The following is a 22,659-nucleotide window of genomic DNA, read 5'->3' on the forward strand; positions in this document are numbered from 1 at the left end:
ATCTATTATAATTGACAAACAAACATTAGTATAATACAAGGAAAGAAACGAAAATGAAGCGAAAAAAGACTTTTAACATAGGAGAATTATCAAGATTATTTAATGTAAGCACGGATTCCATACGTTACTATGAAAAGATTGGAATACTTAACCCATTGCGAAATCAGGAGAACAATTACAGGGTTTATACCTTATCAGATATACGTCAGCTTACCATGATAAGAGAGTTGCTGGGACTGGATTTTTCCACAGAGAGGATAAAGGAATTTGATAAAAATCAAAATGTGGAAACCACTAAAACATTACTTACGGAGGAGCTTAATATTGTTAATCAAAACATAGTTGAGTTGTTTGAAAAAAGAATAAGTATTGAGGCAAGAATTAAGTCCTTAGAAGAAAATATGAATCACACTGATTTAGAAAACATCAGGCTTAAAAATTTTGAAGAGAGACACTGTGTAATGATAAGCGAATCCAATTTAGATGATGATGACGTGGATTATTATCTTGTTAAATATATGCAGTCCCACAAAAACAAAGTAGACACAATAGGAGCCTGTGACTGTTATGTGTTAGACACAAGCAAAGTAAATGACGAGGACAATTCCTATATTACAAAGGGGGTGTTTTTCTATTCTGACACACTTTTATATAATAGTAATTATTCCCTTCCTGCCGGAAAGTACCTGTCTATTTTCTATAAAGGTTCATCTACAAGAACCAAACAGGGAGTGGACAAGCTAATAGCTTACGCTAAAGAACATCATCTGAAAATAACAGGTGATCCCATAGAATTTTGCCACATAGATGATTATGAAACATCCATAGAGGAAGAATGTCTTACGGAAATTCAACTTCCGGTAAAATAATGAATGGAAATAGTGTATTTTACAGTTGAATTGAAGGGGATAAGTGTTAAACTAAAGTTAATAAATATAAAAGGTGGTAGCCTATGAATAAAAAGACAATGAAAATGATAATTGCATCAGGAATTATTGTAATAGCAGTGACTATTATGGCGGGAATTAATAATACGGGATTTAAAATGCCGGGTAGAGCTACGGTTAATTCTGTAATAGAGGCGGAGGAGACTTCTACAACGGTTACGGATTTTGAAAAAGAAAGACCGGTAATAGCTTCTATTGTTAATAACAGGAATGGCATTGCCATAACATGGAATAAAATAGAGGGGGCTACAGGCTATTATATTTACAGGGACGGAAAGAAAATCTGTCAGGTGAAAAAGGAGACAACTAAATATACAGACAAAGGAGCAAACAAAAACGGTACTTTATATGGATTTAGCATTATGGCGTATAAAACAATTAATGGAAAAACATATAAAAGCGTGATTTCTCCGGGAGTTAAAAGCTGTTTTCTTAAGGGAAGCAGCATTGATATATTAACCAAAAAAGCAGGAAATACTCATGTTTCCTGGCGCAAAAACAGTAAGGCTAATGGGTATCAGGTACAGTATTCCACAAAGCAAAGCTTTAAAAAAGCAAGGGTTAAAACAGTAAAGGGACAAAACAAAAAATCTGCAAAGCTATCTAAACTAAAGAATACAAAGAGCTATTATGTAAGACTAAGGGGTTATGTCAGGAAAGGAAAAAAGAAATATTATTCACATTGGAGTACCTGTGCCAAAATAATTCCATGGAATGGTAAATGGGAGTTTGCAGGTTATTCAAAAATACATACAGATTCAGCCACCTTATATTTTTCAAGTGCACCTAAAACTAAGAAAAAAACAGTGTGTATAAATGCAGGTCATGGAACTAAAGGAGGCGAAAGTGTTATGACTTTATGCCATCCTGATGGCAGTGGAAAAGTAACGGGAGGAAGTACGGCAGCAGGTGCCATAAGAGCTACGTCAATTAATAGTGGAACTGTTTTAAATGACGGAACCACAGAGGCGCAGGCTACATTGAAACTGGCAATGGTAGTGAAAAAGAAGCTTTTAAAAGCAGGTTATAATGTTTTAATGGTAAGGGAAGGCGAAGATTCCCAGATAGACAATATTGGAAGAACAGTGTTTGCCAATAACTGTGCCGATTATCACATTGCCCTGCATTACGATTCTTCATCATCTGATAAAGGGGCATTTTATATTAGCGTACCTGAAAATAAGTCATATAGAAATATGTATCCGGTTTCTAAAAATTGGAAAAAACACAATAAATTAGGAAAAAATCTCGTATGGGGAATGGAAAATGCAGGAGTTAAAATATATGGAAAGGGGGAAATGGCAATTGATTTAACTCAAACCTCCTACTCTACCATTCCATCGGTGGATTTAGAGGTAGGAGATAAGAGCAGCAATCATTCAAACAAGGCATTAAAAACCATTGCTTCCGGCATTGTTAAGGGCATGAATAAATAATTACCTTTTTTCTAACAAAAACAGACGGTTCATGCCTTCCTGCCATGGGTATGGAAACTCTAAATATCGTAAAATGTTGTAGGACTTTTCAAAGCTTTGTTTCCAGGATGCCGTGTCAAGTTCACGGTATCTTAAAACCCCGTCCTCCTCAAAAAGATTGTCCTTAATCTGGGTCATCCCCCATTCAGCCATATCGGCTTTGTCATAATAAGGATTTAATTTTACAAACATTAGACCTTTCGGGGATAAAAGATCAGTAAGGCGATTAAAGGTTTTTACAGCTACATCTTTAGGCATTACGTCTAAAACATTTGACAGTATTATTCCGTCAAAGGAGCCTTCCTCGTAGCTGTCAAAGTAAGATATGTCTCCTATATCGAAGTTAAGGTTTTTATAATTATTTACGGAAGTCATTTTGCGGGCATATTGGATGCCTGTTTCTGACAAATCAACTCCCAGACCAAAATTCATATTTCCAAATTCATAGCATTGAAAAATCACATCTCCGGTGCCACAGCCAAAATCCAAAATATTTTTACATTTGCTGGCAAAAATATCTAAGCAAATATCAAACATAGGCTCCACGGAAAGAGATTTTCCTTTTAAATCAACGATTTTGCAGTGGGAGTAAGTTTCGTTCCACATATTAACGGCACGATCGTAGTCCTGTTTTATTATTTCATCTTCTTTGTTCATTTTGCACACCTCTTTTTAGTATTTTTCAGTATTAACACAATTATAGATTCACTTTTTAAAAGAATCAATAAGTTACCGGAATGTTTTGTATGGGAAAAAAAGTCCGATTATGCTATTATAAATGTGTTTAAAAAGAGTTTTAAGAGGATTTACATGACATTCGGGGAATTTATAAATAAGTACAATATACAATTAAATGAGCAGCAGTTAGCGGCAGTGAAATCTGTGGAAAAGCCAACTCTTATTCTGGCGGTGCCGGGAAGTGGAAAAACCAGAGTTCTTATAACAAGACTTGGCTACATGATTTACTGCCTTGCTATAGAGCCTGAAAGTATTCTAACCCTGACATACACAGTGCCTGCCACCATGGAAATGAAAACACGGTTTGCAGAGATGTTTGGACAGGAGATGGCAGGAAAACTTAATTTTAGGACAATTAATGGTATTGCAGCAAAGATTATTAACTATTTTTCGGAAAAATCTCATAAGGAGGTTTATAATCTGTTAGATAAGGAAAGTGACAGGTATCGTCTTTTGGCGGAAGCCTATACAGAGGCGGTAAACAGCCGACCTACGGAAAGCGATTTGATGAATCTGTCCACTAGAATAACTTATATTAAAAATATGATGCTTTCAAAGGATGAAATAGCAGTTTTGGGGGAAAAGGAAGATATTCCCATACATAAAATCTTTGACATATACAATAAGAAACTTAGAGACGGCTTTTTGATGGATTATGATGACCAGATGATTTATGCCATAAATCTGTTAAAACTATGTAAGGATTTACTTAGGGATTTTCAGGAAACATACAAATATATTTGTGTGGATGAGGCACAGGATACTTCAAAAATACAGCATGAGTTAATAAATATGTTAGCGGGAAAGTACCGGAAACTGTTTATGGTGGGGGATGAAGACCAAAGCATATATGGATTTAGGGCAGCATATCCGGAGGCACTTATTTCTTTTGAGGAAAATTATCCCGGGGCAAATGTTCTCTTAATGGAGGAAAATTTCAGGTCTGCCGGGGAAATAGTTAAGGCGGCAGATAGGTTTGTCAGTAAAAATACAATGAGGCATGAAAAGCATATGAAAGCTACAAGAGACATGGGAGTGGATATTAAGACAATAAAGGTAAATGATAGAAAAGACCAGTATTCTCATTTAATAGAGGCTGCAAGACAATGTCAGATGGAAAAATATGAGATAGAGCAGAGCAGGATGAAAAAGTATCAGACAGAGCAGAGCCGGATAAATGGGGTAGAATCCGGGTTTGAAGAAAAAACAATGGGACAGAAAGTAACGGCAGTGCTGTATCCGGAAAATGAGTGCATTTTGCCGGTTATAGACAGATTAGAGCGAATGAATATCCCATATTATGTGAAAAATAATGACCTGACATTTTTTTCAAACAAGGTGGTAAAGGATATTAGGGATATAATTTTATTTGCCTATGACACAAAGAATACTGAGTTGTTTACCCGGATTTATTTTAAAGTCTCCACTTATATAGGCAGGGATTATTTAGATAGAATATATAGGTTAAGCAAAAAAGAAGATATTCCCATATTGCAGGCGGCTCTTAAAATTCCTGAAATTCCTTCAGGATCTAAGCAAAGTGTTGGAAAAATAATCAGACAGTTTGAAAATCTGTTAAAGGATAATGGAGGACAGGCAATAGGCAGAATAGCCGGTACTATGGGTTATAACGACTATTTGCAGCGGTATAAAATTAAAACTGACAAAATAGACATTATTAAAGCTATTGCTTCCATGGAACCGTCGGCTATGAGAGTGGTAGAAAGGTTAGATGAACTGGCGAAAATAATCAGCACTAAGAAATTTAACAAAAACAGTAATTTTGTGCTGTCTACTATTCATTCAAGCAAAGGTCTTGAATATGACAGGGTATTTATAATGGATGGAAAAGACGGGATATTTCCATCTAAGGTTATTGCCAGACCTGAAAAAGCGGATACAGAGAGCCTAAAGGAGTATGAAGAGGAGAGAAGGCTTTACTATGTTGCCGTTACAAGGGCAAAAGATGAGCTGGTTTTGTTTACTTTTGTTAACGCATCAACTTTTTCAGATGAATTGCTGGGGCTTGAAAAGGCAGATAGAAAACCATCAAGGTCAGGAAATACAATTAGTGTAAAAAATGGCTTAGTGGAAAAAACTAAAACCATTGATATAAGCGATGCCCGGTATAAAGAAAAACTTGAAGAAATAAAGAGAACCGGAAAGGTTGTTCACAAGAAACTTGGGGAGTGTAAGGCACGAGTAATAGACGACAGAATGGTGGAATTGGAGTCTAAAACCAAAAAGATAAAGTGCGACTTGAGGGTCATGCTTAAAAATCAGTTGATAGAGTAAAATGTAAATACACAGTCGAAATCTTCATATAAGTGGACTTTTGAATGAAAAAGTGGACATAGGGGACACAAAAGTGGATATTGGGAACACAAAAGTGGACATTGGGGACGAAAAAGTGGACATTAAGGGAACAAAAGTGGACATTGGGGGCAAATAAGTGGACATTGAAAGGGTACTTTCCGAAAAAGAAAGCGATTTTACTGTAAAAACGAAAGTTCATATTCATAGACTTTTTGAGAAATTTGGATTTGATGAAGTATTTGGAAGAGGTGCAGTTATGGAACTTCTTGAACTGAAAAAATCAGGTGCATCAAAACTGATTTCTAATCTGGTACAGGCGGATATTATTGAATCGGTGTCCGGTCACGGAAAAAGGAAAGTACAGATTTAAAAAATAAATACCGGTATCAGGGATGTGGTAAAGCATATAACTTATGAAACGGTATAGGATTACCGTTTCATAACTCTGCTCCGCAGAGCACGCTCCATCGGAGCTGGTCAACTACGCTTTTGAAACACCTGATGTGTTTCAAAAGCTATATTTTTAAAAATATAATTATAGTTTAATAAAAGACTGTAGTTCAACAACTTGAACATACAGTCTTTTTGTGTACTAATTATTATTTGTCAGGGGGAGAGTCTGTAAAGCGTTGTAGAGCGCGAAAAAGCTTAATAACTGGTTATTTCTTATTTGCTAAGAGATATTAATTACCAACTTATTAACATTTCCCCTCTTCCCCTTCATAGGGATTAACATGTATCATAATATGTTTAACCTTTGGGAAGCGTTGTTCGATATTTTTGTGAACATCCTCCGCTACAGCGTGAGCCTTTTCTAAAGAATAACTTGCGTCAACCTCGATTTCCAAATCAATATAGATTTTATTTCCAAAGATTCTTGTTTGCAGCAGGTCAATGCCTAAAACATCGTCATGGCTGATTACATAATCGTAAATTTCTTTTTCGGTTTTTTCGTCGCAGGAATGGTCTACCATTTTATCCATGGCATCTTTGAAAATGCTATATGCAGCCTTGGCAATGAAAACAAAAATAACAAGACTGGCGATAGAATCCATAATAGGGAATCCTAAAATAGCTCCGCCTACACCGATTAAGGCACCAATGGATGAAAAGGCATCTGAACGGTGGTGCCATGCATCAGCCATTAAAGCACTGGAATCTAACTTCTTAGCATAATGGCGGGTGTACCAGTACATAATTTCTTTAGTGGCAATGGAGACGATTGCTGCCACAAGGGCAAGGACTCCGGGAACTTCCATTGTTTCATAATTTCCCTTTATAATATTTTCCGCCGCATCTACACCGATGGCAAGACCGGTAATAAAGAGAACCATTGACAAAACAATGGCTGCCACACATTCCATTCGCTCGTGTCCGTATGGGTGTTCCCTGTCGGACTCTTTTGAAGCCAGCTTAATTCCTATTATTACCACAATTGTGCTAAAAACATCAGATGCCGAATGAATGGCATCACTTATCATAGCACTGGAATGTGCCACAACTCCGGCAAAAAGCTTGAAAAGTGATAATAGCACGTTTTCAATAATTGTAATAAAGGATACTTTGTTTGCAACCTTCTGAAAATCAAGGGCATCAGAATGGCTGCCTTCGGTCATAACTTTGTCTTTTTCCATATTAGTTACCTCCATAATATAAGATAGTTCTATGGCACCAGATATATGTGAGATTTTTAATATGCTTATAAAAAAGTATAAAAAAACACCCACGAATCAGTATAAGCAACTACTGTCCCGTGGATGAATAAATTCCACTGCCATGTTACGGCCCGACTCCTTAACCAAAGTTAATGGTCTGATCAGTTTGTACTGTAGATTATATGCAGTGCAAAGAGTATATTCATAGTAGCACATTTATTAAAAAGCGTCAATTAATTTATGAAGGATATGATAAAATTAATTTATTAATTTATGAAGGATATGATAAAGCATCAACTTATAAAATATGATAAAGGTAAAAGTGTGAAACCACCGAAACAAACCGGGAAAAGAAGAATTTCATAGTCAAATCCCGGTACGAATCGCCTCTTCGCCAGCTGAAACCAAAGAAAAGAACAGGGAAAACAAAGATTTAATGAAAGATTCCCGGTACGAATTGCCCCTTCCCCGGCTGAAATCAAAGAAAAGAACAGGGAAAACAAAGATTTGATGAAAAATTCCCGGTACGAATTGCCCCTTCGTCGGCTTAAATCAAAGAAAAGAACCAGGAAAACAAAGATTTGATGAAAGATTCCTGGTACGAATTGCCTCTTCCCCGGCTGAAACCAAAGAAATAAACCGGGAAAACAAAGATTTGATGAAAAATTCCCGGTACGAATTGCTCCTTCCCCGGCTAAAACCACCGAAATAAACCGGGAAAACAAAGATTTCATAGAAAAGTCCCGGTAAAAATCACCAAAACACTGTGACCTTTGCCGGCTATAAGCGATAAAAAGCCTCCAAGTGCACCAGAAAGCACCCAATACGTCGAAAAGTCTCATAAAAATATCATTGCCCATCACTATCCCTAAATATAAAAAAACTACCCGGAAATATCATTGCTTCATTTCCGGGTAGCATTTAAATATCCATCTCTTATTTACTTACCAAATCTGATTTTAGCATAGGCTTCAATTTCTTCCACACACTTTTCAAAACCAAGCTTGCCACTGTCTAAGCACAAATCATAGTCTCTGGCATCCGTCCATCTATGACCTGTGTGATAGTAGTAGAAATCAGAACGGTATTTGTTGGTACGTTCGATTTTACGCTGCATTTCCTTTTCGCTCATGCTATTTCTTTCCATGGCACGGGCAAGGCAGAAATCCTTGTCAGCATGAATGTAAACACTTAATACATTAGGTTCATCCCTTAATATGAAGTTAGAACATCTTCCAACAATAACGCAGGACTCCTTCTGAGCCAAATCCTTAATTACCTTTGCCTGATAATTGAAAAGGTTATCATCAGAAACGAATTCCTTATCTTCCGGTGGAAGGAGTTTACCTTCATAAGGGTGACTTAATGTACGAAGCCATCCGGCACGACGGATTTTCTCGTCAGACATACCAAAAAGTTCTTCATTAATTCCACTATCCTCAGAAGCCATTTTTAAAATATCACGGCTGTAAAAGTTGACACCTAGTTTCTGAGCCAGCATGGCAGCAATTGTCTTTCCGCCACTTCCGTATTGACGGGAAATTGTAATAACAACATTCTCCATTTTACTTCCCTCCTTCTTTACATGTAATGCCATATTCTAAGGAAAAATGACATATATATCCCATTATTCACCAAGGTATGCCTTCTTGATAGAGTCATTTTCAAGCAGGTCACTGGCTTTACCCTCTAAAACAATCTTACCTGTTTCTAAAACATATGCTCTGTCAGCAATGGATAATGCCTTTTTGGCATTCTGTTCAACTAAGAGAACAGTAGTACCACTTTTGCTGATAGACTGAATAATATCAAAAATTTCATTAACAAGAATTGGTGAAAGTCCCATTGATGGCTCATCCATCAAAATAATAGACGGTTTTGACATCAAAGCACGACCCATGGCTAACATCTGCTGCTCACCACCACTTAAAGTTCCGGCAGCCTGATTCTTTCTTTCAGCCAGTCGTGGAAAACGTTCATAAACACTCTTTAAATCAGCCTCAATATTATTTTTATCTTTTCTGGTATAAGCACCAAGCTTAAGGTTCTCATATACGCTTAATTCCGCAAAAACACGTCTTCCCTCAGGAACATGTGCCATTCCCATAGATACAATTTTGTGAGCCGGAATCTTTGTAATATCCTTTCCCTCAAAGAGGACTTTACCTTCTTTAGGAGAAAGCAAACCGGTAATTGTATGAAGAGTAGTGGTTTTGCCGGCACCGTTAGCGCCGATTAAGGCAATAACCTCACCTTTGTTTACTTCAAAAGAGATGCCCTTAATTGCCTGTATCATACCATAATATACTTCTAAATCTTTTACTTCAAGCATTGCCATAACGGTTTCCTCCTATTCTCCAATATAAGCCTTGATAACTTGTGGATCATTTAATACAGTTGATGTATCACCCTGGGCTAAAACTTCACCAAAGTTAAGAACAGTCAACTGTTCGCAGATTCCGCTGACAAGTTTCATATCATGTTCAATTAAAAGTATTGTCATATGGAAATGATCTCTTACAAAACGAATCATATCCATAAGCTCTTCTGTTTCATTTGGATTCATGCCGGCAGCAGGCTCATCTAATAAAAGAAGCTTTGGTTCCGTTGCAAGAGCTCTTGCAATTTCCAATTTTCTCTGCTGACCGTAAGGAAGGTTCTGGGCTTCAACATTTGCATAATCTGCCAGTCCGAATACATCAAGAAGCTCCATGGCAATCTTATCCATTTCCTTTTCCGTTTTGTGGAAACGTGGAAGACGGAGAATACTGTCTAATGCAGAGTAATGATGCTTATTGTGAAGTCCTGCCTTAACATTATCAAGAACCGTCAATTGAGAGAAAAGACGAATATTCTGGAATGTTCTTGCAATCCCTGCTTTACTTATATCAATAGTAGATTTTCCTGTAATATCCACATTATCAAGAAGAATTTTACCACTGTCAGGTTTGTAAACTCCTGTAAGAAGGTTAAAAATAGTAGTTTTTCCGGCACCGTTAGGTCCGATAAGGCCATAAAGCTGCTCTTTTTTGATATTAATACTAAATTCATTTACTGCCCGGAGACCGCCAAATGAAATTCCCAGATTTTTTACACTTAATAAATCATCCATTATTTTGAAGCCTCCTTTTTCTTCTTCCCAAAGGAAAGATATTTTTCACGCCATTCAATTGCCTTAGGAGCCCAGTTAAAGAGCATCATAATAATTAAAACAATAGCGTAAATTAACATACGGTAATCTGACAATCCTCGAAGCAATTCCGGTAAAAGTGTAAGAATAACCGCAGATATAATTGAACCTCTGATATTTCCAATTCCACCAAGAACAACAAATACAAGAATGTTTATGGACATATTGTAACCGAAGTTATTAGTATTTGCCGTAAGGTTTGAAAGGTTGTGTCCGTAAAGAACACCTGCTGCACCTGCCATACCGGCAGAAATGGTAAAGGTCATAAGTTTATACTTTGTAATGTTAATTCCGATAGATTCAGCAGCAATACGATTATCACGAATAGCCATAATTGCACGACCGTCTCTTGAATGAATCAGATTTAATACTATAAATAACGTAATAAGGACTAAAATAAATCCAATAAGAAATGTTGCATCTTTAGGTGCACCGGTAATACCCTGAGGACCATTAACTAAAACCTTTCCGTCAGGATCCATGTTAAGGGACATAACATCTTTTGTGGAAAAATGAAAACCTTTTGAATCTTTTCCAATGTAAAGTACATTTACAAGGTTTTTAATAATTTCTCCAAAGGCAAGAGTTACGATTGCAAGGTAGTCACCCTTAAGACGAAGTACAGGGATTCCGATTATAATACCGAAAATGGCTGCAACCACAATTCCAATTAATAAAGCAATAAAGAAACGAAGAGAGGAATTGGTAATGGTATCGGACATGGTTTTTGAGAAAAATGCACTGGAAAAGGCACCAACACACATAAATCCCGCATGACCTAAGCTTAATTCACCAAGAATACCTACTACTAAGTTTAATGAAATTGCAAGTATTATATAAGTACAAAGAGGAACCATTAATCCCTGAAAAAGAGATGAAATCTGTCCTGAACCAATAAGTATCTGCATTGCTATAAATGCTACTATAACAATACCGTAGGTGATTAAGTCGTTCTTTTTTTGTTTTGATAATTTCTTTAACATAATATTCACCTACACTTTCTCTTGGATTTTTTTGCCTAAAAGTCCTGTTGGTTTTACTAAAAGGACAATAATTAATACTGCAAATACAATGGCATCTGCCATCTGGGAAGAAATATATGCTTTACCAAATATTTCAATAACCCCAAGAAGAAGTCCTCCAATAAATGCTCCCTGAATAGAACCGATTCCACCGAATACAGCAGCAACAAAGGCTTTAATACCGGGCATGGCACCTGTATAAGGTGTAAGGCTAGGGTATGCGGAGCATAAAAGCACTCCGGCAATAGCTGCAAGACCTGAACCAATGGCAAAGGTAAGGGCTATAGTACCGTTTACGTTAATACCCATTAAAAGGGCAGCTCCACGGTCTTCTGAAACAGCACGCATTGCCTGACCCGGTTTGGTCTTTTGAACAAACAGCATTAAACATACCATAATTACAATACAAACCAAAATAGTTACAAAAGTTTCGCCGGAAATATTTAACTTTCCTCCTGCAAGAGACAATCCCTTCCATGAAATAACTGATGGGAAGGTCTGTGCGTTAGCACCGAAAAGTAAAAGTGCAACGTTTTGCAACAGATAACTGACACCGATGGCGGTAATAAGTACAACCAAAGAAGATGTAGCATTTCTAAGAGGTCTGTATGCAACTCTTTCTATAACAATACCTAAAACTGTACAGATAACTATAGAAATGAGTGTTGCCAAAAGCGGGGATAATCCGGCATTTGTCATGGAAAGTAAGGCAACATAACCACCTATCATAATGACATCCCCATGAGCGAAGTTAAGCATTTTTGCAATACCGTATACCATGGTGTAACCAAGGGCAATTAATGCATAAACACTTCCTAAGCTTAATCCGTTAATAAGATACGACACAAAGCTCATGTTTTTCCTCCTATTTTCTATTATTATACCATTTATAAGCAAAGAGAGCCTGTACGAGTGAAAAAAGCTCATACAGGCAATCTTGCAAAAAATCAATATTAACCTATTTTAATTTACTTTATTTAACTTTGTATGCACCCTTTTCAACAACGACAACTGTTGGCAACTTTGAAGGTTCTCCATCAGCAGACCATGTAATTTCTTTACCTGTAAGGCAATCCATCTTAATCTGTGTCATAGCTGCCTTTAATGCATCACATATATCTGATACGCTCTTATCAGGTGTAACCCCTGATTTTTCAATAGCTGCTTTAATTGTGTATACACAGTCGTAAGCATCAGCAGCAAACTGAATAGGTGTATCACCAAAAGCATCCTTGTATGCTTTTACGAATGTCTGAGTCTTTTCGTCTTCGGCATCAGCTGTAAACGGTGTAAGGAACATAAGTCCTTCTGCAAGGCTCTTGTCAAATCCGTCAAGGGCAAGGATTCCGTCCATACCATCGCATCCGAAATACTTAGGTGTAAAGCCGGCTTTCTTAGCCTGAGCAAGAATTAATGAAGTTTCCTGATAATAAATAGGAAGAAATACTAATTCTGCTCCTGAGCTCTGAGCTTTCTGAATCTGAACAGAGAAATCTGTCTTGCTGTCAGCTGTGAAAGCTTCAGCTGCTACAACATCAAGTCCTTTAGCCTTTGCTTCTTCAGCAAACTTCTGATAAATGCCTGATGAGTAAGGGTCTGAACTGTTATAAATAACGGCTACCTTAGAAGCAAGCTTGTTATCAGCTATGTAATCAGCAGAAGCAGAACCCTGGTTAGGATCTGAGAAACACATACGGAATGCGTTATCATACTGAATAGATTCAACAGCTGTAGCTGATGGTGTAAGCTGGAACATATTATCATTGTGTGTGTTCTCAACTACTGCAGTACATGGGTTAGATGTAACTGCACCGACTAACATCTGCATGCCCCAGTCCTTTAAACTGTTGTAAGCATTAACAGACTTTTCTGCATCATTCTGGTCATCTTCAAATTTATATTCAATCTTCTTTCCGTTGATTCCACCGTTTTTGTTAATTTCATCAACGGCAAGCTGTGCACCGTTTTTAACAGCCTTTCCGTAAATTGCAGCATCACCTGTTGTAGGTCCGATACCACCAATCTTAAATGTATCAGTTGAACCTGTACTCTTGTTTTCTGAGCCTCCGCAGGCACTCATTGATAATGCCAATACAGAAACTATTGCTAGGCTTACAGCCTTTTTCCATAATTTCATTAGAAATTCCTCCTTATTCTTTATATTAAATAGATTATAATAGGTATGGTAATTTTAATCAGAAGTTTTGTCAATAGAAAATGAAAAATATCTTATATGACAACAAAATGTCCCACCATGAGACAAAAAAGGTTTTTAAAGAAAAAACAAGGACAAAAACGGACATTTCACCACGTTAAAATCAATATAAAAACCCCACAAAAATATACAAAATATACAAAAATAAAGAAAAAACAATAGCCTTATTGACAATAATGCATAAAAATATTAATATGACAACGTAAGACAAAACAAGACACGTTCTTATAGGATTTCAAGCTATTGATCAATAAAATGAAATGAGGAAATACATATGAATACAAGAAAAGGTAAGGTCACTATTAAGGATATAGCCGATGCCTGTGGAGTTTCAATTAAGACAGTTTCCAGAGTTGTAAATGATTCGGAAAGCGTCTCTAAGAAAACCAGAGATATTGTAAACGCCACAATAAAGGAACTGGGATATCAGACAAGCATTTTGGCTAAAGGCTTAAAAGGAGCAAAAACTAACGTAATAATGGTTTTTACAGACAGGCATGAGGAGGAACATTTAAGTTCATGGCATGTGGTTATGCTTAAGTATCTGTTCTCATATGCAAGGATGAAAAATCTGAAAGTAATTATGACACCAAGTAATAGTAACAGCTTTATTTCAGATGAAACAGACGGATATTATCTTTTGGAAAACGGACTGGCTGATGGAGTGATTTTACTGGAGCATGTATATGACGACCTTAGGGTAAAGTTCTTAAAAGAACGGGGTATTCCTTTTGTAATATTTGGACAGGTTGAGGACGACGATGTATGCTCCGTAAGCTTGGACAACTATTATGTAGGCTACAAGGGAGGAAGTTACCTTATAGGCAGAGGTTATAAATATATAGAATTTCTTGTTGGCGAAGAAAGATTTGACTCTAACAAATTAAGAGTAAAAGGATTTCAGGATGCCACAGGTAAGTCTGATGGCATATTTAACATAAGATATGGAGCAAATACAGTAGATAAGGCATACAGAATTGCAAAGGGAGTTCTTGAAGAAGAAAAGCCGGATGCATTCTTTGTGTCAGGTGATGAAAGGGCAATAGGAGTATATCGGGCAATCCAGGAAGCAGGTTACTCCATTCCAAAGGATATAGCAGTTTTAGGAGTAGATAATATACCTATGGGAAATTACCTTCATCCGAGAATATCCACAGTTGACCAGGATTTTGAATCCATGGCAAGGGAATGTGTTGAACTTCTCACAAAATTAATAGATGGAGAGGACCTTGGAAACAGAAAAACATCGGTATTTTTACCATCTGTTATTGAAAGGGAATCTACCTGATTTAGGAAGTACAAAATGAATGATTTATTAAGAAAAGATTTATATGAATATTACAAAATAATATATAAAGATGGGAAAACTATTGAAAATCTGTATGACCGCATAGACAGGGTTTTAAATAAATACGGATATCTGGATACAAAGAAAACATGGTTAGACGAAACAGATTCCATGCTTATTACATACGGAGATTCAATTACAGATAAAAATGAGGCAGGGATTAAGACACTTCATAAGTTTATGAAAAAACATGTGAAGGATGCAATTTCATCAATACATATATTGCCTATGTATCCATACACATCAGATGATGGATTTTCGGTAGTAGATTATAAGGAAATAAATCCCTCCCTTGGAAATTGGGAGGATGTAAACAGTCTTTCTGATGATTATAAGTTAATGTTTGATGGGGTTATAAACCATATATCAGCTAAAAGTGATTGGTTTAAGAAGTATTTGACAGGAGAGGATCCTTATAGGAATTATTTCATTGAATGTGATCCGGATGTCGATTATTCAAAGGTAACCAGACCTAGGGCTTTACCGCTACTTACAAAGTTTGAAACTAACAGAGGTAGCAGGTACATATGGACAACCTTTAGTGAAGACCAGATAGATTTAAATTATAAATGTATAGATGTTTACAGTGAGATATTGGACGTTTTAATGTTTTATGCAAAGAATGGGGCAAAATTCATAAGATTGGATGCCATAGCATTTCTTTGGAAAGAACCGGGAACAACATGTCTTAACTTAGAAGAAACTCATATGGTAGTGAAGTCGTATAGAAGAATTTTAGAGGAATATGCACCGGGTGTGTATTTCATAACAGAGACAAACATACCACATGAGCAAAATATAAGTTATTTCGGAAACGGGGACGAGGCACATTTAGTTTATCAGTTTCCGCTTCCACCTCTTACAATGTATTCACTTATTACAGGAGATGCCACAAAACTTACCCGGTGGGCAAAAGGTCTTGAGGAACCGGGAGAGAATACAACATTCTTTAATTTCTTAAGTTCTCATGACGGAATAGGTGTAAGACCGGTAGAGGGAATATTAAATGATGAAGAGAGACAGGTTTTAATTGATGCAACTTTAACTAATGGTGGGGTTGTATCTTATAAAGACAATGGGGACGGAACTAAAAGTCCCTATGAGCTAAACATTAATTATCAGGATGCATTGGCATCACCGGAAGACAGTGATGAAGTAAGAATTGGCAGGTTTATGGCAGCAGAAACAATACTTATGTCAATGCAGGGACTGCCCGGCATATACATTCATAGTTTGCTGGGTTCAAGGAATGATTACTATGGAAGGGAAACTTCTAATATTCCAAGAAGAATAAACAGACAGAAACTGGATTTGGAAAAATTAGAAGAACAGCTTTTATGTAATACAAACAGAGCCACTATTTTTAATGAAATGATAAGAAGACTGAATATTAGAAAAGTGCACGAACAGTTTTCGCCGAAGGCACATCAGAGAATTTTAAATGTGGACTCACATATTTTCGCACTGGAAAGATATATGGACGGTGGGAAGAAAATATTAGCAGTAATTAATGTATCTTCAGAGGAAATCGTAACAGCTCTTGAATTTAAGGGAACAGACCTTTTAAGCGCAGAAAAGGTTAATGGAACCATAACCCTTAAACCTTTACAGAGTATGTGGATACTGGAAGATAATTAAAACAAAGGAGGATTATTATGATGAAGAGAAAGGTATTAGCAACAGCATTATCATTAGCTATGGTTGCAACATTGTTTGCAGGTTGCGGAAGCAGCAGTGAAAAGAAGGAAAGCAGTGCAAAGGATGAAACAGTAAAAATCCAGTTTATGCACATGCAGGTAGAACAGGAAAGACAGGATGTTCTTTCAGAAGTTATTAAGAAATTTGAAAAGGAAAACCCAAACATCAAGGTTGAACAGATGCCTGTAGGAGAAGATGATTACGATAGCAAGATTACTACATTAGGTGGTAACGGAGAACTTCCGGCTGTTATTGAATTTAGTCAGGATCAGGCAAAAACAAGCGTAAAGAATCAGTTCATAAACACACAGGCAGCAGATGACGTTATAGCTTCAGTAGGAGAAGATGCTTATTTTGATGGAGCTCTTAAAGTAATAAAGACAGAAGACGGAAAAGATTATGTTGGTGTTCCTGTATCAGGATGGGTTCAGGGTATTTGGTGTAATACAAAAATGTTAAAGGAAAAAGGATTTGATTTACCACAGAACTGGGATGATGTAATTAAAATAGCTAAGGCATTTTATAATCCATCAAAGAAACAGTATGGTATAGCTCTTCCAACATCTGATTCAGCATTTACAGAGCAGGTATTCTCACAGTTCGCATTATCAAATGGAGCAAATGCTTTTGATGAAAACGGAAATATAACAATTGACACAGATAAGATGAAAGAAGCAGCTGAGTTCTACAAGGAATTATCACAGTATTCAATGCCCGGTTCAACAGAGGTTGCAGATGTTAAGGATGCTTTCGTTGGAAAGAATACACCAATGTGTATGTATTCAACGTATATTCTTGGAGGATGTAAAGATGCAGGATTCCTTGAGGATGTTCAGTTAGCAGTACCTACAAAGACTACATCAGCAGCATATGGTTGTATTGAAGTTTTATCAATTTCAAATACTATCAGTGACGCAGAAACAGAAGCAGCTAAGAAGTTTGTAAGCTTCTTAATGGAAAAAGAAAACAATGAAGCATGGTTAGAGATGGCACCTGGCGGAGTTCAGCCTGTATTATCAGCAGTTGCAGATGATCCGGCATATGCAGATAATGAATTAATTAAGCCATACGCACACCTTCTTGATAATGTTGGAACAGCTTTTGATAATCTTCAGTTATTCGGAAGTGTAAACGGCAAGAACTTTATGGCTATGGGCGATATCACAAACTCAGGTGTATTAAGCAAAGCACTTAATAATATCTTAGTACAGAAAGCTGATATCTCAAAAGAACTTAAGAATGCTCAGTCTGAGGCAGAAAAACTTGCAAAATAGTTTAGTTTAGAAAAGAGGGCTGAATAAAAGGCCCTCTTTTAAAAGAAGGAGTCTTATATGTTAAAGAAAATAAGAAAAAGTCAGAACGCTTTTGCATATACATTGTTAGCTCCAAGTATTATTTTACTGGTTGCATTAATCGGATATCCGATGATTTACAACATAATGATAAGCGTACAGAAAGTACCACTTAATCCAAAACTTGAATCCGTTTTTGTGGGACTTGATAATTTTAAAGAGGTACTTGCAGATAAGGAGTTTTATTCAAGTGTACTTATTACCATAGCATTTACATTTGTTGTAGTTGTATTAAGTACCATTTTAGGATTAGCCATGGCATGCTTTTTAAACAGAGAATTTGTTGGCAAAAAACTGGTAAATGCTTTAGTTATTCTGTCATATGTAGTACCCTCGGTATGTTTGATTTTCTGCTGGAGATATATGTTTAACAATATATATGGAATAATAAACTATTTTCTGGTTGATATATTACATGTGGTAGATAAAGCACCATTGTGGTTTGACAGCCCGGTGAGTGCATTTGTATTAGTAGCCTTGTTTAATGTTTGGAGATTCTTCCCATATGCGTATATGTCATTTGTGGCAATAATGACTTCTATAGACAAAAGTTTGTATGAAGCAGCAGATATAGATGGTGCTTCAAAATGGCAGAAATTCAAAGCGGTAACATATCCGGCAATAAAGCCTACAATGGTAACAGTTGTAAGCCTTAGAATGATTTGGGCGTTCTACATTTACGCAGAAGTTAAGTTACTTACAAGTCAGGTAGATGTTTTAGGTGTATATCTGTATGATATGGCATTCTCAACACATAATTTCGGAAAGGCAGCAGCTATTTCCCTTGTACTGTTTGTATTTATCTTTGCAATGGTTATGCTGATAAGAAAGGTGGTGTTCAAAAATGACGAGGACTAAAAGAAAAGTCAGGAACAATATATTATTTTACACTGCTTTAATTATCATACTTTTAATAATATTATTTCCATTTATTATGATGGTAAGTGTGGCTTTTAAGTCCACGGCAGAAACAATAGGTTTTCCACCGACAATTATACCAAAGTCATTTACCTTTAAACATATGGAAGATATTTTTAATCCGGGAATATTCCCATTTTTAAAATATTTTAAGAACAGTATGTATATTTCTCTTACTACCTCAGCAATAGTTGTATTCTTAGGAATACTTGGAGGATATGCATTAGCTAAATTGAAATTTAAAGGAAAATCAGTAATAACCGAAGTATTTTTCTTTGTATATATGTTTTCGGGAATATTACTTATAGTTCCTTTATATAAATTGCTTTCGTCAATTGGATTGAGAAACAGTCATGAAGCGGTAATTATCTGTATGATAATACAGACACTTCCAACTGCAATTTATATGACAAGAAGCTTTTTTGAAACAATTCCTGATGAACTTGAGGAAGCAGGAAGAGTGGATGGATTATCAAGATTTGGAGTAATATTCAGAATCGTGGTTCCACTTTCAATTTCAGGATTAATTTCAGTTTTCGTTTATGCATTTATGATTGCATGGAACGACGTTTTATTCGCATCAATCTTCTTAGATTCACCGGATAAAATGACAATTACAATAGGATTGAATTCACTGTTTAACACACCTGATTATATTTGGGGAAGAATGATGGCAGCATCAATTATGTCCTCATTACCTATCGTTATTATGTATGGTATAAGCCAGACATTAATAAAGAGTGGAAGAACAGCAGGCGGAGTTAAAGGTTAAATAAAGGAGAGAAGGTATTAAAATGAAGAAGTTAGTTGCAACTGCACCTAGAGTAGCAGAATTAAAGGATTATGAAGACAGACCTATTAAGGCAAATGAAGCAAAGGTTAAGGTTGAATTTGCAGCACCAAAGCACGGTACTGAATTGGCAGATTTCAGAGATGTAACTCCATTTAAGGACGGAAAATTTGACGAAGAATGGAGAGTCTTTAAGGAAAGAGCAGCAGATGAACCAAGAGGAATTGAATTTGGTGATTTACCATTAGGAAATATGTTTGTGGGAACTATCACTGAAATAGGAGCAGACGTTACGGAATATGCGGTAGGTGACAGAGTTTGTTCATACGGACCAATAAAGGAAACACAGATAGTGAACGCAGTTGACAATTATAAGCTTAGAAAAATGAGCAAGGATGCATCAGCAAAAAATGCCGTATGTTATGATCCGGCACAGTTTGCTTTAGCAGGTGTAAGAGATGCTAATGTAAGACCGGGAGATAACGTTGTTGTAGTTGGTCTTGGAGCAATTGGCATGATTGCACTTCAGATGTGTGTAAAATTAGGAGCAGCAGTTGTTATTGGTGTTGATCCTATTGAAAAGAGAAGAAATGTAGCATTAAAGCTTGGAGCAGATTATGTATTAGACAGCACAGCCTGTGATGCGGGTTTGGAAATAAAGAGACTTACAGATAAGATGGGTGCTGATGCAATTATTGAGACATCAGGAAATGTACATGCTCTTCAGGCATCTATTAAAGGACTTGCATACAATGGAACAATAGCATATGTTGCCTTTGCAAAACCATTCCCGGCGGGCTTATGGCTTGGACAGGAAGGTCATTTCAATCAGGGAAAAATTGTTTTCTCAAGAGCATGCTCAGAACCTCTTCCGGAATATCCGAGATGGACAAGAAAACGTATTGAAGATGTTGTATGGAACATGCTTATGAGCGGTTATTTGAATTGCGAGGATATTATTGATCCTATAGTACCATTTGAAGAATCAGCAGAAGGATTTATGAAATATGTTGATCAGGATCCTGAATTAAGTATCAAAATGGGTGTTACTTTTGACAAATAATAATGAAAGGTTAGGTGCTTAAAATGTTATATGGAACACAGGATAGAGATTTCTTTCCGAGAAATTTTGTGGACAGACTTAATTATATTAAAGAATTAGGATATGACTGCTATGAGGTGGATGGTAAGGAATTAGTTGAAAAAACTGCGGAAATAAAGGATGCAGTTGAGAAGACAAAAGTTCCCGTTACAACAGCATGTAATGGATATAGAGGATGGATTGGTGATTTCATAGAAGAAAGAAGGCTTAATGGAGTTACCGATTTAAAGGAAATATTAAGATGTATAGCAGAAGTTGGTGGAACAGGAGTTGTTATTCCGGCAGCATGGGGAATGTTTACTTTCAGATTGCCGCCACATGTACCACCAAGAAGTCATGAAGGTGATATTAAGGCAATAATGGATTCATTAAAGGAATTAGATCCCGTGGCAAGACAGTATGGCGTATACATTTATTTAGAGCCGCTTAATCAGTATCAGGATCATATGCTTAACCTTCAAAGTCAGGCAAGAGAAATTATTGATAATGGAAAATTCACAAATGTTAAGACAACCTGTGATTTTTATCATATGAACCGTGAGGAGGATAATATATCTCAGGCGCTTAGAGAGTCAAAGGATTATATTGGACATGTTCATATAGCTGACAATCAGAGATATCAGCCGGGTTCAGGTTCAATAGATTTCAAAAAGCATTTTGATACATTAAAAGAAATAGGTTACGATGGACCAATTATTTTTGAAGGAAGATTAAGAGGCGACCCTGTGGAAGTATGTAAGGAGTCAAGTGCTTTTGTTAAGGAATGCCTTAAATAATAAGGAAATTTTATGTGGGAGATAAAATCTCCCACGTATAACAGATTTGCGAGGTAAATATATGAGAAAGATAAAGGTGGCTATAATAGGTGCAGGACAAATTGCACAGACAACACACATTCCGGCATTTAAATCCATGGAAAATGTGGAAATTGTGGGAGTAAGCGATACATATGAAAATGTGGCAGGTAAAGTGGCAAAGGATTTTGACATTCCCTTTAGTTGTAGTTCTCACTTAGAATTATTGGAAAAATGTAATCCTGATGCAGTAAGTGTTTGCGTACCAAACAAATTTCATTATCCAATTGTAATGGATGCATTAGACAGAGGATGTCACGTAATGTGCGAAAAGCCACCTGCAATTTCTTATAGTCAGGCTAAGGAGATGGCTGATAAAGCTAAATCTAAAGGACTAATACTGACATATGATTTTCATTTCAGACATGGAACAAATGTGGCTATTTTAAAGGATTTAATAGAAAATGGTAAAATGGGACAAATATACTATACTAAAGTACAGTGGCTTAGAAAGGCAGGAGTTCCAGGCTGGGGTAATTTCATAAGTAAAGATATGCAGGGGGGAGGACCCCTTATAGATATAGGTGCCCATATGTTAGACATAGCATTATATCTTCTTGACTATAAAAAGGTTTCCTATGTATCGGCAATAAGCTCAAATTTAATAGGAACCAAACAAAGTAACGGACTTATGGGTTCGTGGAATCCGGAAAAATACACTGTTGAAGACGGACTTTTTGGAAACATTGTATTTGAAGACGGAACCGGTATAGGAATAGAAACTACATTTGCCCTTAATATGAAAGAAAAGGATGTGAGGGCTGTGAAGGTTTATGGAGATGAGTTAGGTGCATCCTTATTTCCACTGGAAATTTATAGTGGATCCAATAGAAATTATCAGGCTGTAAATTATCCTTACATTAGTGATGGAGATTTGCACAACAAAGCTTTAGAAAACTTCATAGATGCAATAGAAGGTAAAGAAGAAGTTTTAGTGAAAGCCGGGGAAGGTGCATACATTCAGATGATAATTGAAGCATTATATAAGTCGGCAGAGAAGAAGGAGCCTGTTTTTCTATAGAAAGGCACAGGTGAAAAA

20 protein-coding genes and 1 riboswitch are annotated in these 22,659 nt (G+C 36.5%); of the genes, 12 read left to right on the forward strand and 8 right to left on the reverse strand.

Annotated elements, in window-relative coordinates; translation table 11 throughout:
- The first annotated feature begins 53 nt into the window (after positions 1-53).
- Both DWW68_RS09670 and DWW68_RS09675 read left to right on the forward strand, forming a co-directional pair.
- Positions 54-869, forward strand: coding sequence for a MerR family transcriptional regulator (locus DWW68_RS09670; RefSeq protein WP_021952555.1), 816 nt, complete (start codon positions 54-56; stop codon positions 867-869).
- An 83-nt stretch (positions 870-952) separates the two neighbouring features.
- Positions 953-2,383, forward strand: a complete 1,431-nt coding sequence (locus DWW68_RS09675) for an N-acetylmuramoyl-L-alanine amidase (RefSeq protein WP_243053090.1) — start codon at positions 953-955, stop codon at positions 2,381-2,383.
- Here the strand turns inward: DWW68_RS09675 and DWW68_RS09680 are convergent, their stop codons facing one another.
- Positions 2,384-3,079, reverse strand: a complete 696-nt coding sequence (locus DWW68_RS09680) for a class I SAM-dependent methyltransferase (RefSeq protein ID WP_118589696.1) — start codon at positions 3,077-3,079, stop codon at positions 2,384-2,386. It lies immediately after the preceding gene.
- A 153-nt stretch (positions 3,080-3,232) separates the two neighbouring features.
- Here DWW68_RS09680 and DWW68_RS09685 point away from each other — a divergent pair, with 153 nt between their 5' ends.
- Positions 3,233-5,455: an ATP-dependent helicase gene (locus DWW68_RS09685; RefSeq protein WP_118589695.1), complete on the forward strand. Its 2,223-nt coding sequence runs from the start codon at positions 3,233-3,235 to the stop codon at positions 5,453-5,455.
- A gap of 157 nt (positions 5,456-5,612) precedes the next feature.
- A complete protein-coding gene (locus DWW68_RS13775; RefSeq protein WP_243053089.1) occupies positions 5,613-5,846 on the forward strand; it encodes a hypothetical protein in 234 nt (77 codons plus the stop codon).
- 328 nt (positions 5,847-6,174) lie between these two features.
- On the opposite strand, the gene DWW68_RS09695 is transcribed toward DWW68_RS13775, so the two are convergent.
- From DWW68_RS09695 to DWW68_RS09725, 7 genes are all read right to left on the reverse strand, one after another.
- Positions 6,175-7,110 (reverse strand): cation diffusion facilitator family transporter, encoded by a 936-nt coding sequence (locus DWW68_RS09695; RefSeq protein WP_118589694.1) that lies wholly within the window; start codon positions 7,108-7,110, stop codon positions 6,175-6,177.
- Positions 7,111-7,220: 110 nt separating this feature from the next.
- Positions 7,221-7,306, reverse strand: a riboswitch (NiCo riboswitch).
- A 765-nt stretch (positions 7,307-8,071) separates the two neighbouring features.
- Entirely contained in the window at positions 8,072-8,695 is a 624-nt protein-coding gene (locus DWW68_RS09700; protein ID WP_118589693.1) for a cytidylate kinase-like family protein, read from the reverse strand.
- A 63-nt stretch (positions 8,696-8,758) separates the two neighbouring features.
- Complete coding sequence (locus tag DWW68_RS09705) at positions 8,759-9,469, reverse strand: ABC transporter ATP-binding protein (RefSeq protein WP_021952548.1); 711 nt, start codon at positions 9,467-9,469, stop codon at positions 8,759-8,761.
- 12 nt (positions 9,470-9,481) lie between these two features.
- Complete coding sequence (locus DWW68_RS09710) at positions 9,482-10,243, reverse strand: ABC transporter ATP-binding protein (RefSeq protein WP_118589692.1); 762 nt, start codon at positions 10,241-10,243, stop codon at positions 9,482-9,484.
- A complete protein-coding gene (locus DWW68_RS09715) occupies positions 10,243-11,304 on the reverse strand; it encodes a branched-chain amino acid ABC transporter permease (protein ID WP_021952546.1) in 1,062 nt (353 codons plus the stop codon). The genes DWW68_RS09710 and DWW68_RS09715 overlap by 1 nt, the downstream gene beginning before the upstream one ends.
- Before the next feature lie 9 nt (positions 11,305-11,313).
- Positions 11,314-12,198: a branched-chain amino acid ABC transporter permease gene (locus DWW68_RS09720; RefSeq protein WP_118589691.1), complete on the reverse strand. Its 885-nt coding sequence runs from the start codon at positions 12,196-12,198 to the stop codon at positions 11,314-11,316.
- 118 nt (positions 12,199-12,316) lie between these two features.
- Positions 12,317-13,480, reverse strand: a complete 1,164-nt coding sequence (locus DWW68_RS09725; protein ID WP_021952544.1) for an ABC transporter substrate-binding protein — start codon at positions 13,478-13,480, stop codon at positions 12,317-12,319.
- Positions 13,481-13,832: 352 nt separating this feature from the next.
- Here DWW68_RS09725 and DWW68_RS09730 point away from each other — a divergent pair, with 352 nt between their 5' ends.
- The 8 genes from DWW68_RS09730 to DWW68_RS09765 all read left to right on the forward strand — a co-directional run bounded on the left by DWW68_RS09730 (position 13,833) and on the right by DWW68_RS09765 (position 22,641).
- A complete protein-coding gene (locus DWW68_RS09730) occupies positions 13,833-14,846 on the forward strand; it encodes a LacI family DNA-binding transcriptional regulator (RefSeq protein ID WP_021952543.1) in 1,014 nt (337 codons plus the stop codon).
- 15 nt (positions 14,847-14,861) lie between these two features.
- Positions 14,862-16,544: a sugar phosphorylase gene (locus tag DWW68_RS09735; RefSeq protein ID WP_021952542.1), complete on the forward strand. Its 1,683-nt coding sequence runs from the start codon at positions 14,862-14,864 to the stop codon at positions 16,542-16,544.
- Positions 16,545-16,561: 17 nt separating this feature from the next.
- Positions 16,562-17,878 carry an extracellular solute-binding protein gene (locus DWW68_RS09740; protein ID WP_021952541.1) on the forward strand — a complete coding sequence of 439 codons (1,317 nt, stop codon included), beginning with the start codon at positions 16,562-16,564 and terminating at the stop codon, positions 17,876-17,878.
- Between the two features lie 57 nt (positions 17,879-17,935).
- Positions 17,936-18,814 (forward strand): sugar ABC transporter permease, encoded by an 879-nt coding sequence (locus tag DWW68_RS09745; RefSeq protein WP_021952540.1) that lies wholly within the window; start codon positions 17,936-17,938, stop codon positions 18,812-18,814.
- Positions 18,801-19,646: a carbohydrate ABC transporter permease gene (locus tag DWW68_RS09750; protein ID WP_118589690.1), complete on the forward strand. Its 846-nt coding sequence runs from the start codon at positions 18,801-18,803 to the stop codon at positions 19,644-19,646. The genes DWW68_RS09745 and DWW68_RS09750 overlap by 14 nt, the downstream gene beginning before the upstream one ends.
- 22 nt (positions 19,647-19,668) lie before the next feature.
- Positions 19,669-20,727 carry a zinc-binding alcohol dehydrogenase gene (locus DWW68_RS09755; protein ID WP_118589689.1) on the forward strand — a complete coding sequence of 353 codons (1,059 nt, stop codon included), beginning with the start codon at positions 19,669-19,671 and terminating at the stop codon, positions 20,725-20,727.
- A gap of 23 nt (positions 20,728-20,750) precedes the next feature.
- Positions 20,751-21,542 (forward strand): sugar phosphate isomerase/epimerase family protein, encoded by a 792-nt coding sequence (locus DWW68_RS09760; protein ID WP_021952537.1) that lies wholly within the window; start codon positions 20,751-20,753, stop codon positions 21,540-21,542.
- A gap of 61 nt (positions 21,543-21,603) precedes the next feature.
- On the forward strand, positions 21,604-22,641 hold the full coding sequence (locus DWW68_RS09765) for a Gfo/Idh/MocA family oxidoreductase (RefSeq protein WP_021952536.1): 1,038 nt from the start codon (positions 21,604-21,606) through the stop codon (positions 22,639-22,641).
- The last annotated feature ends 18 nt before the right edge of the window (positions 22,642-22,659 follow it).

Source organism: Eubacterium sp. AF16-48 (assembly GCF_003479405.1).
Lineage (GTDB): Bacteria > Bacillota > Clostridia > Lachnospirales > Lachnospiraceae > Eubacterium_G > Eubacterium_G segne.

Bases quoted from the DNA above. Each gene is read 5' to 3' on its own strand.
- DWW68_RS09740 (WP_021952541.1), top strand. From the start codon at position 16,562: ATGATGAAGAGAAAGGTATTAGCAACAGCATTATCATTAGCTATGGTT.
- DWW68_RS09715 (WP_021952546.1), bottom strand. From the start codon at position 11,304: ATGTTAAAGAAATTATCAAAACAAAAAAAGAACGACTTAATCACCTAC.
- DWW68_RS09695 (WP_118589694.1), bottom strand. From the start codon at position 7,110: ATGGAAAAAGACAAAGTTATGACCGAAGGCAGCCATTCTGATGCCCTT.
- DWW68_RS09675 (WP_243053090.1), top strand. From the start codon at position 953: ATGAATAAAAAGACAATGAAAATGATAATTGCATCAGGAATTATTGTA.
- DWW68_RS09710 (WP_118589692.1), bottom strand. From the start codon at position 10,243: ATGGATGATTTATTAAGTGTAAAAAATCTGGGAATTTCATTTGGCGGT.
- DWW68_RS09760 (WP_021952537.1), top strand. From the start codon at position 20,751: ATGTTATATGGAACACAGGATAGAGATTTCTTTCCGAGAAATTTTGTG.
- DWW68_RS09765 (WP_021952536.1), top strand. From the start codon at position 21,604: ATGAGAAAGATAAAGGTGGCTATAATAGGTGCAGGACAAATTGCACAG.
- DWW68_RS09700 (WP_118589693.1), bottom strand. From the start codon at position 8,695: ATGGAGAATGTTGTTATTACAATTTCCCGTCAATACGGAAGTGGCGGA.
- DWW68_RS09720 (WP_118589691.1), bottom strand. From the start codon at position 12,198: ATGAGCTTTGTGTCGTATCTTATTAACGGATTAAGCTTAGGAAGTGTT.
- DWW68_RS09755 (WP_118589689.1), top strand. From the start codon at position 19,669: ATGAAGAAGTTAGTTGCAACTGCACCTAGAGTAGCAGAATTAAAGGAT.
- DWW68_RS09745 (WP_021952540.1), top strand. From the start codon at position 17,936: ATGTTAAAGAAAATAAGAAAAAGTCAGAACGCTTTTGCATATACATTG.
- DWW68_RS09680 (WP_118589696.1), bottom strand. From the start codon at position 3,079: ATGAACAAAGAAGATGAAATAATAAAACAGGACTACGATCGTGCCGTT.
- DWW68_RS09705 (WP_021952548.1), bottom strand. From the start codon at position 9,469: ATGGCAATGCTTGAAGTAAAAGATTTAGAAGTATATTATGGTATGATA.
- DWW68_RS09730 (WP_021952543.1), top strand. From the start codon at position 13,833: ATGAATACAAGAAAAGGTAAGGTCACTATTAAGGATATAGCCGATGCC.
- DWW68_RS09725 (WP_021952544.1), bottom strand. From the start codon at position 13,480: ATGAAATTATGGAAAAAGGCTGTAAGCCTAGCAATAGTTTCTGTATTG.
- DWW68_RS09750 (WP_118589690.1), top strand. From the start codon at position 18,801: ATGACGAGGACTAAAAGAAAAGTCAGGAACAATATATTATTTTACACT.
- DWW68_RS09735 (WP_021952542.1), top strand. From the start codon at position 14,862: ATGAATGATTTATTAAGAAAAGATTTATATGAATATTACAAAATAATA.
- DWW68_RS09670 (WP_021952555.1), top strand. From the start codon at position 54: ATGAAGCGAAAAAAGACTTTTAACATAGGAGAATTATCAAGATTATTT.
- DWW68_RS09685 (WP_118589695.1), top strand. From the start codon at position 3,233: ATGACATTCGGGGAATTTATAAATAAGTACAATATACAATTAAATGAG.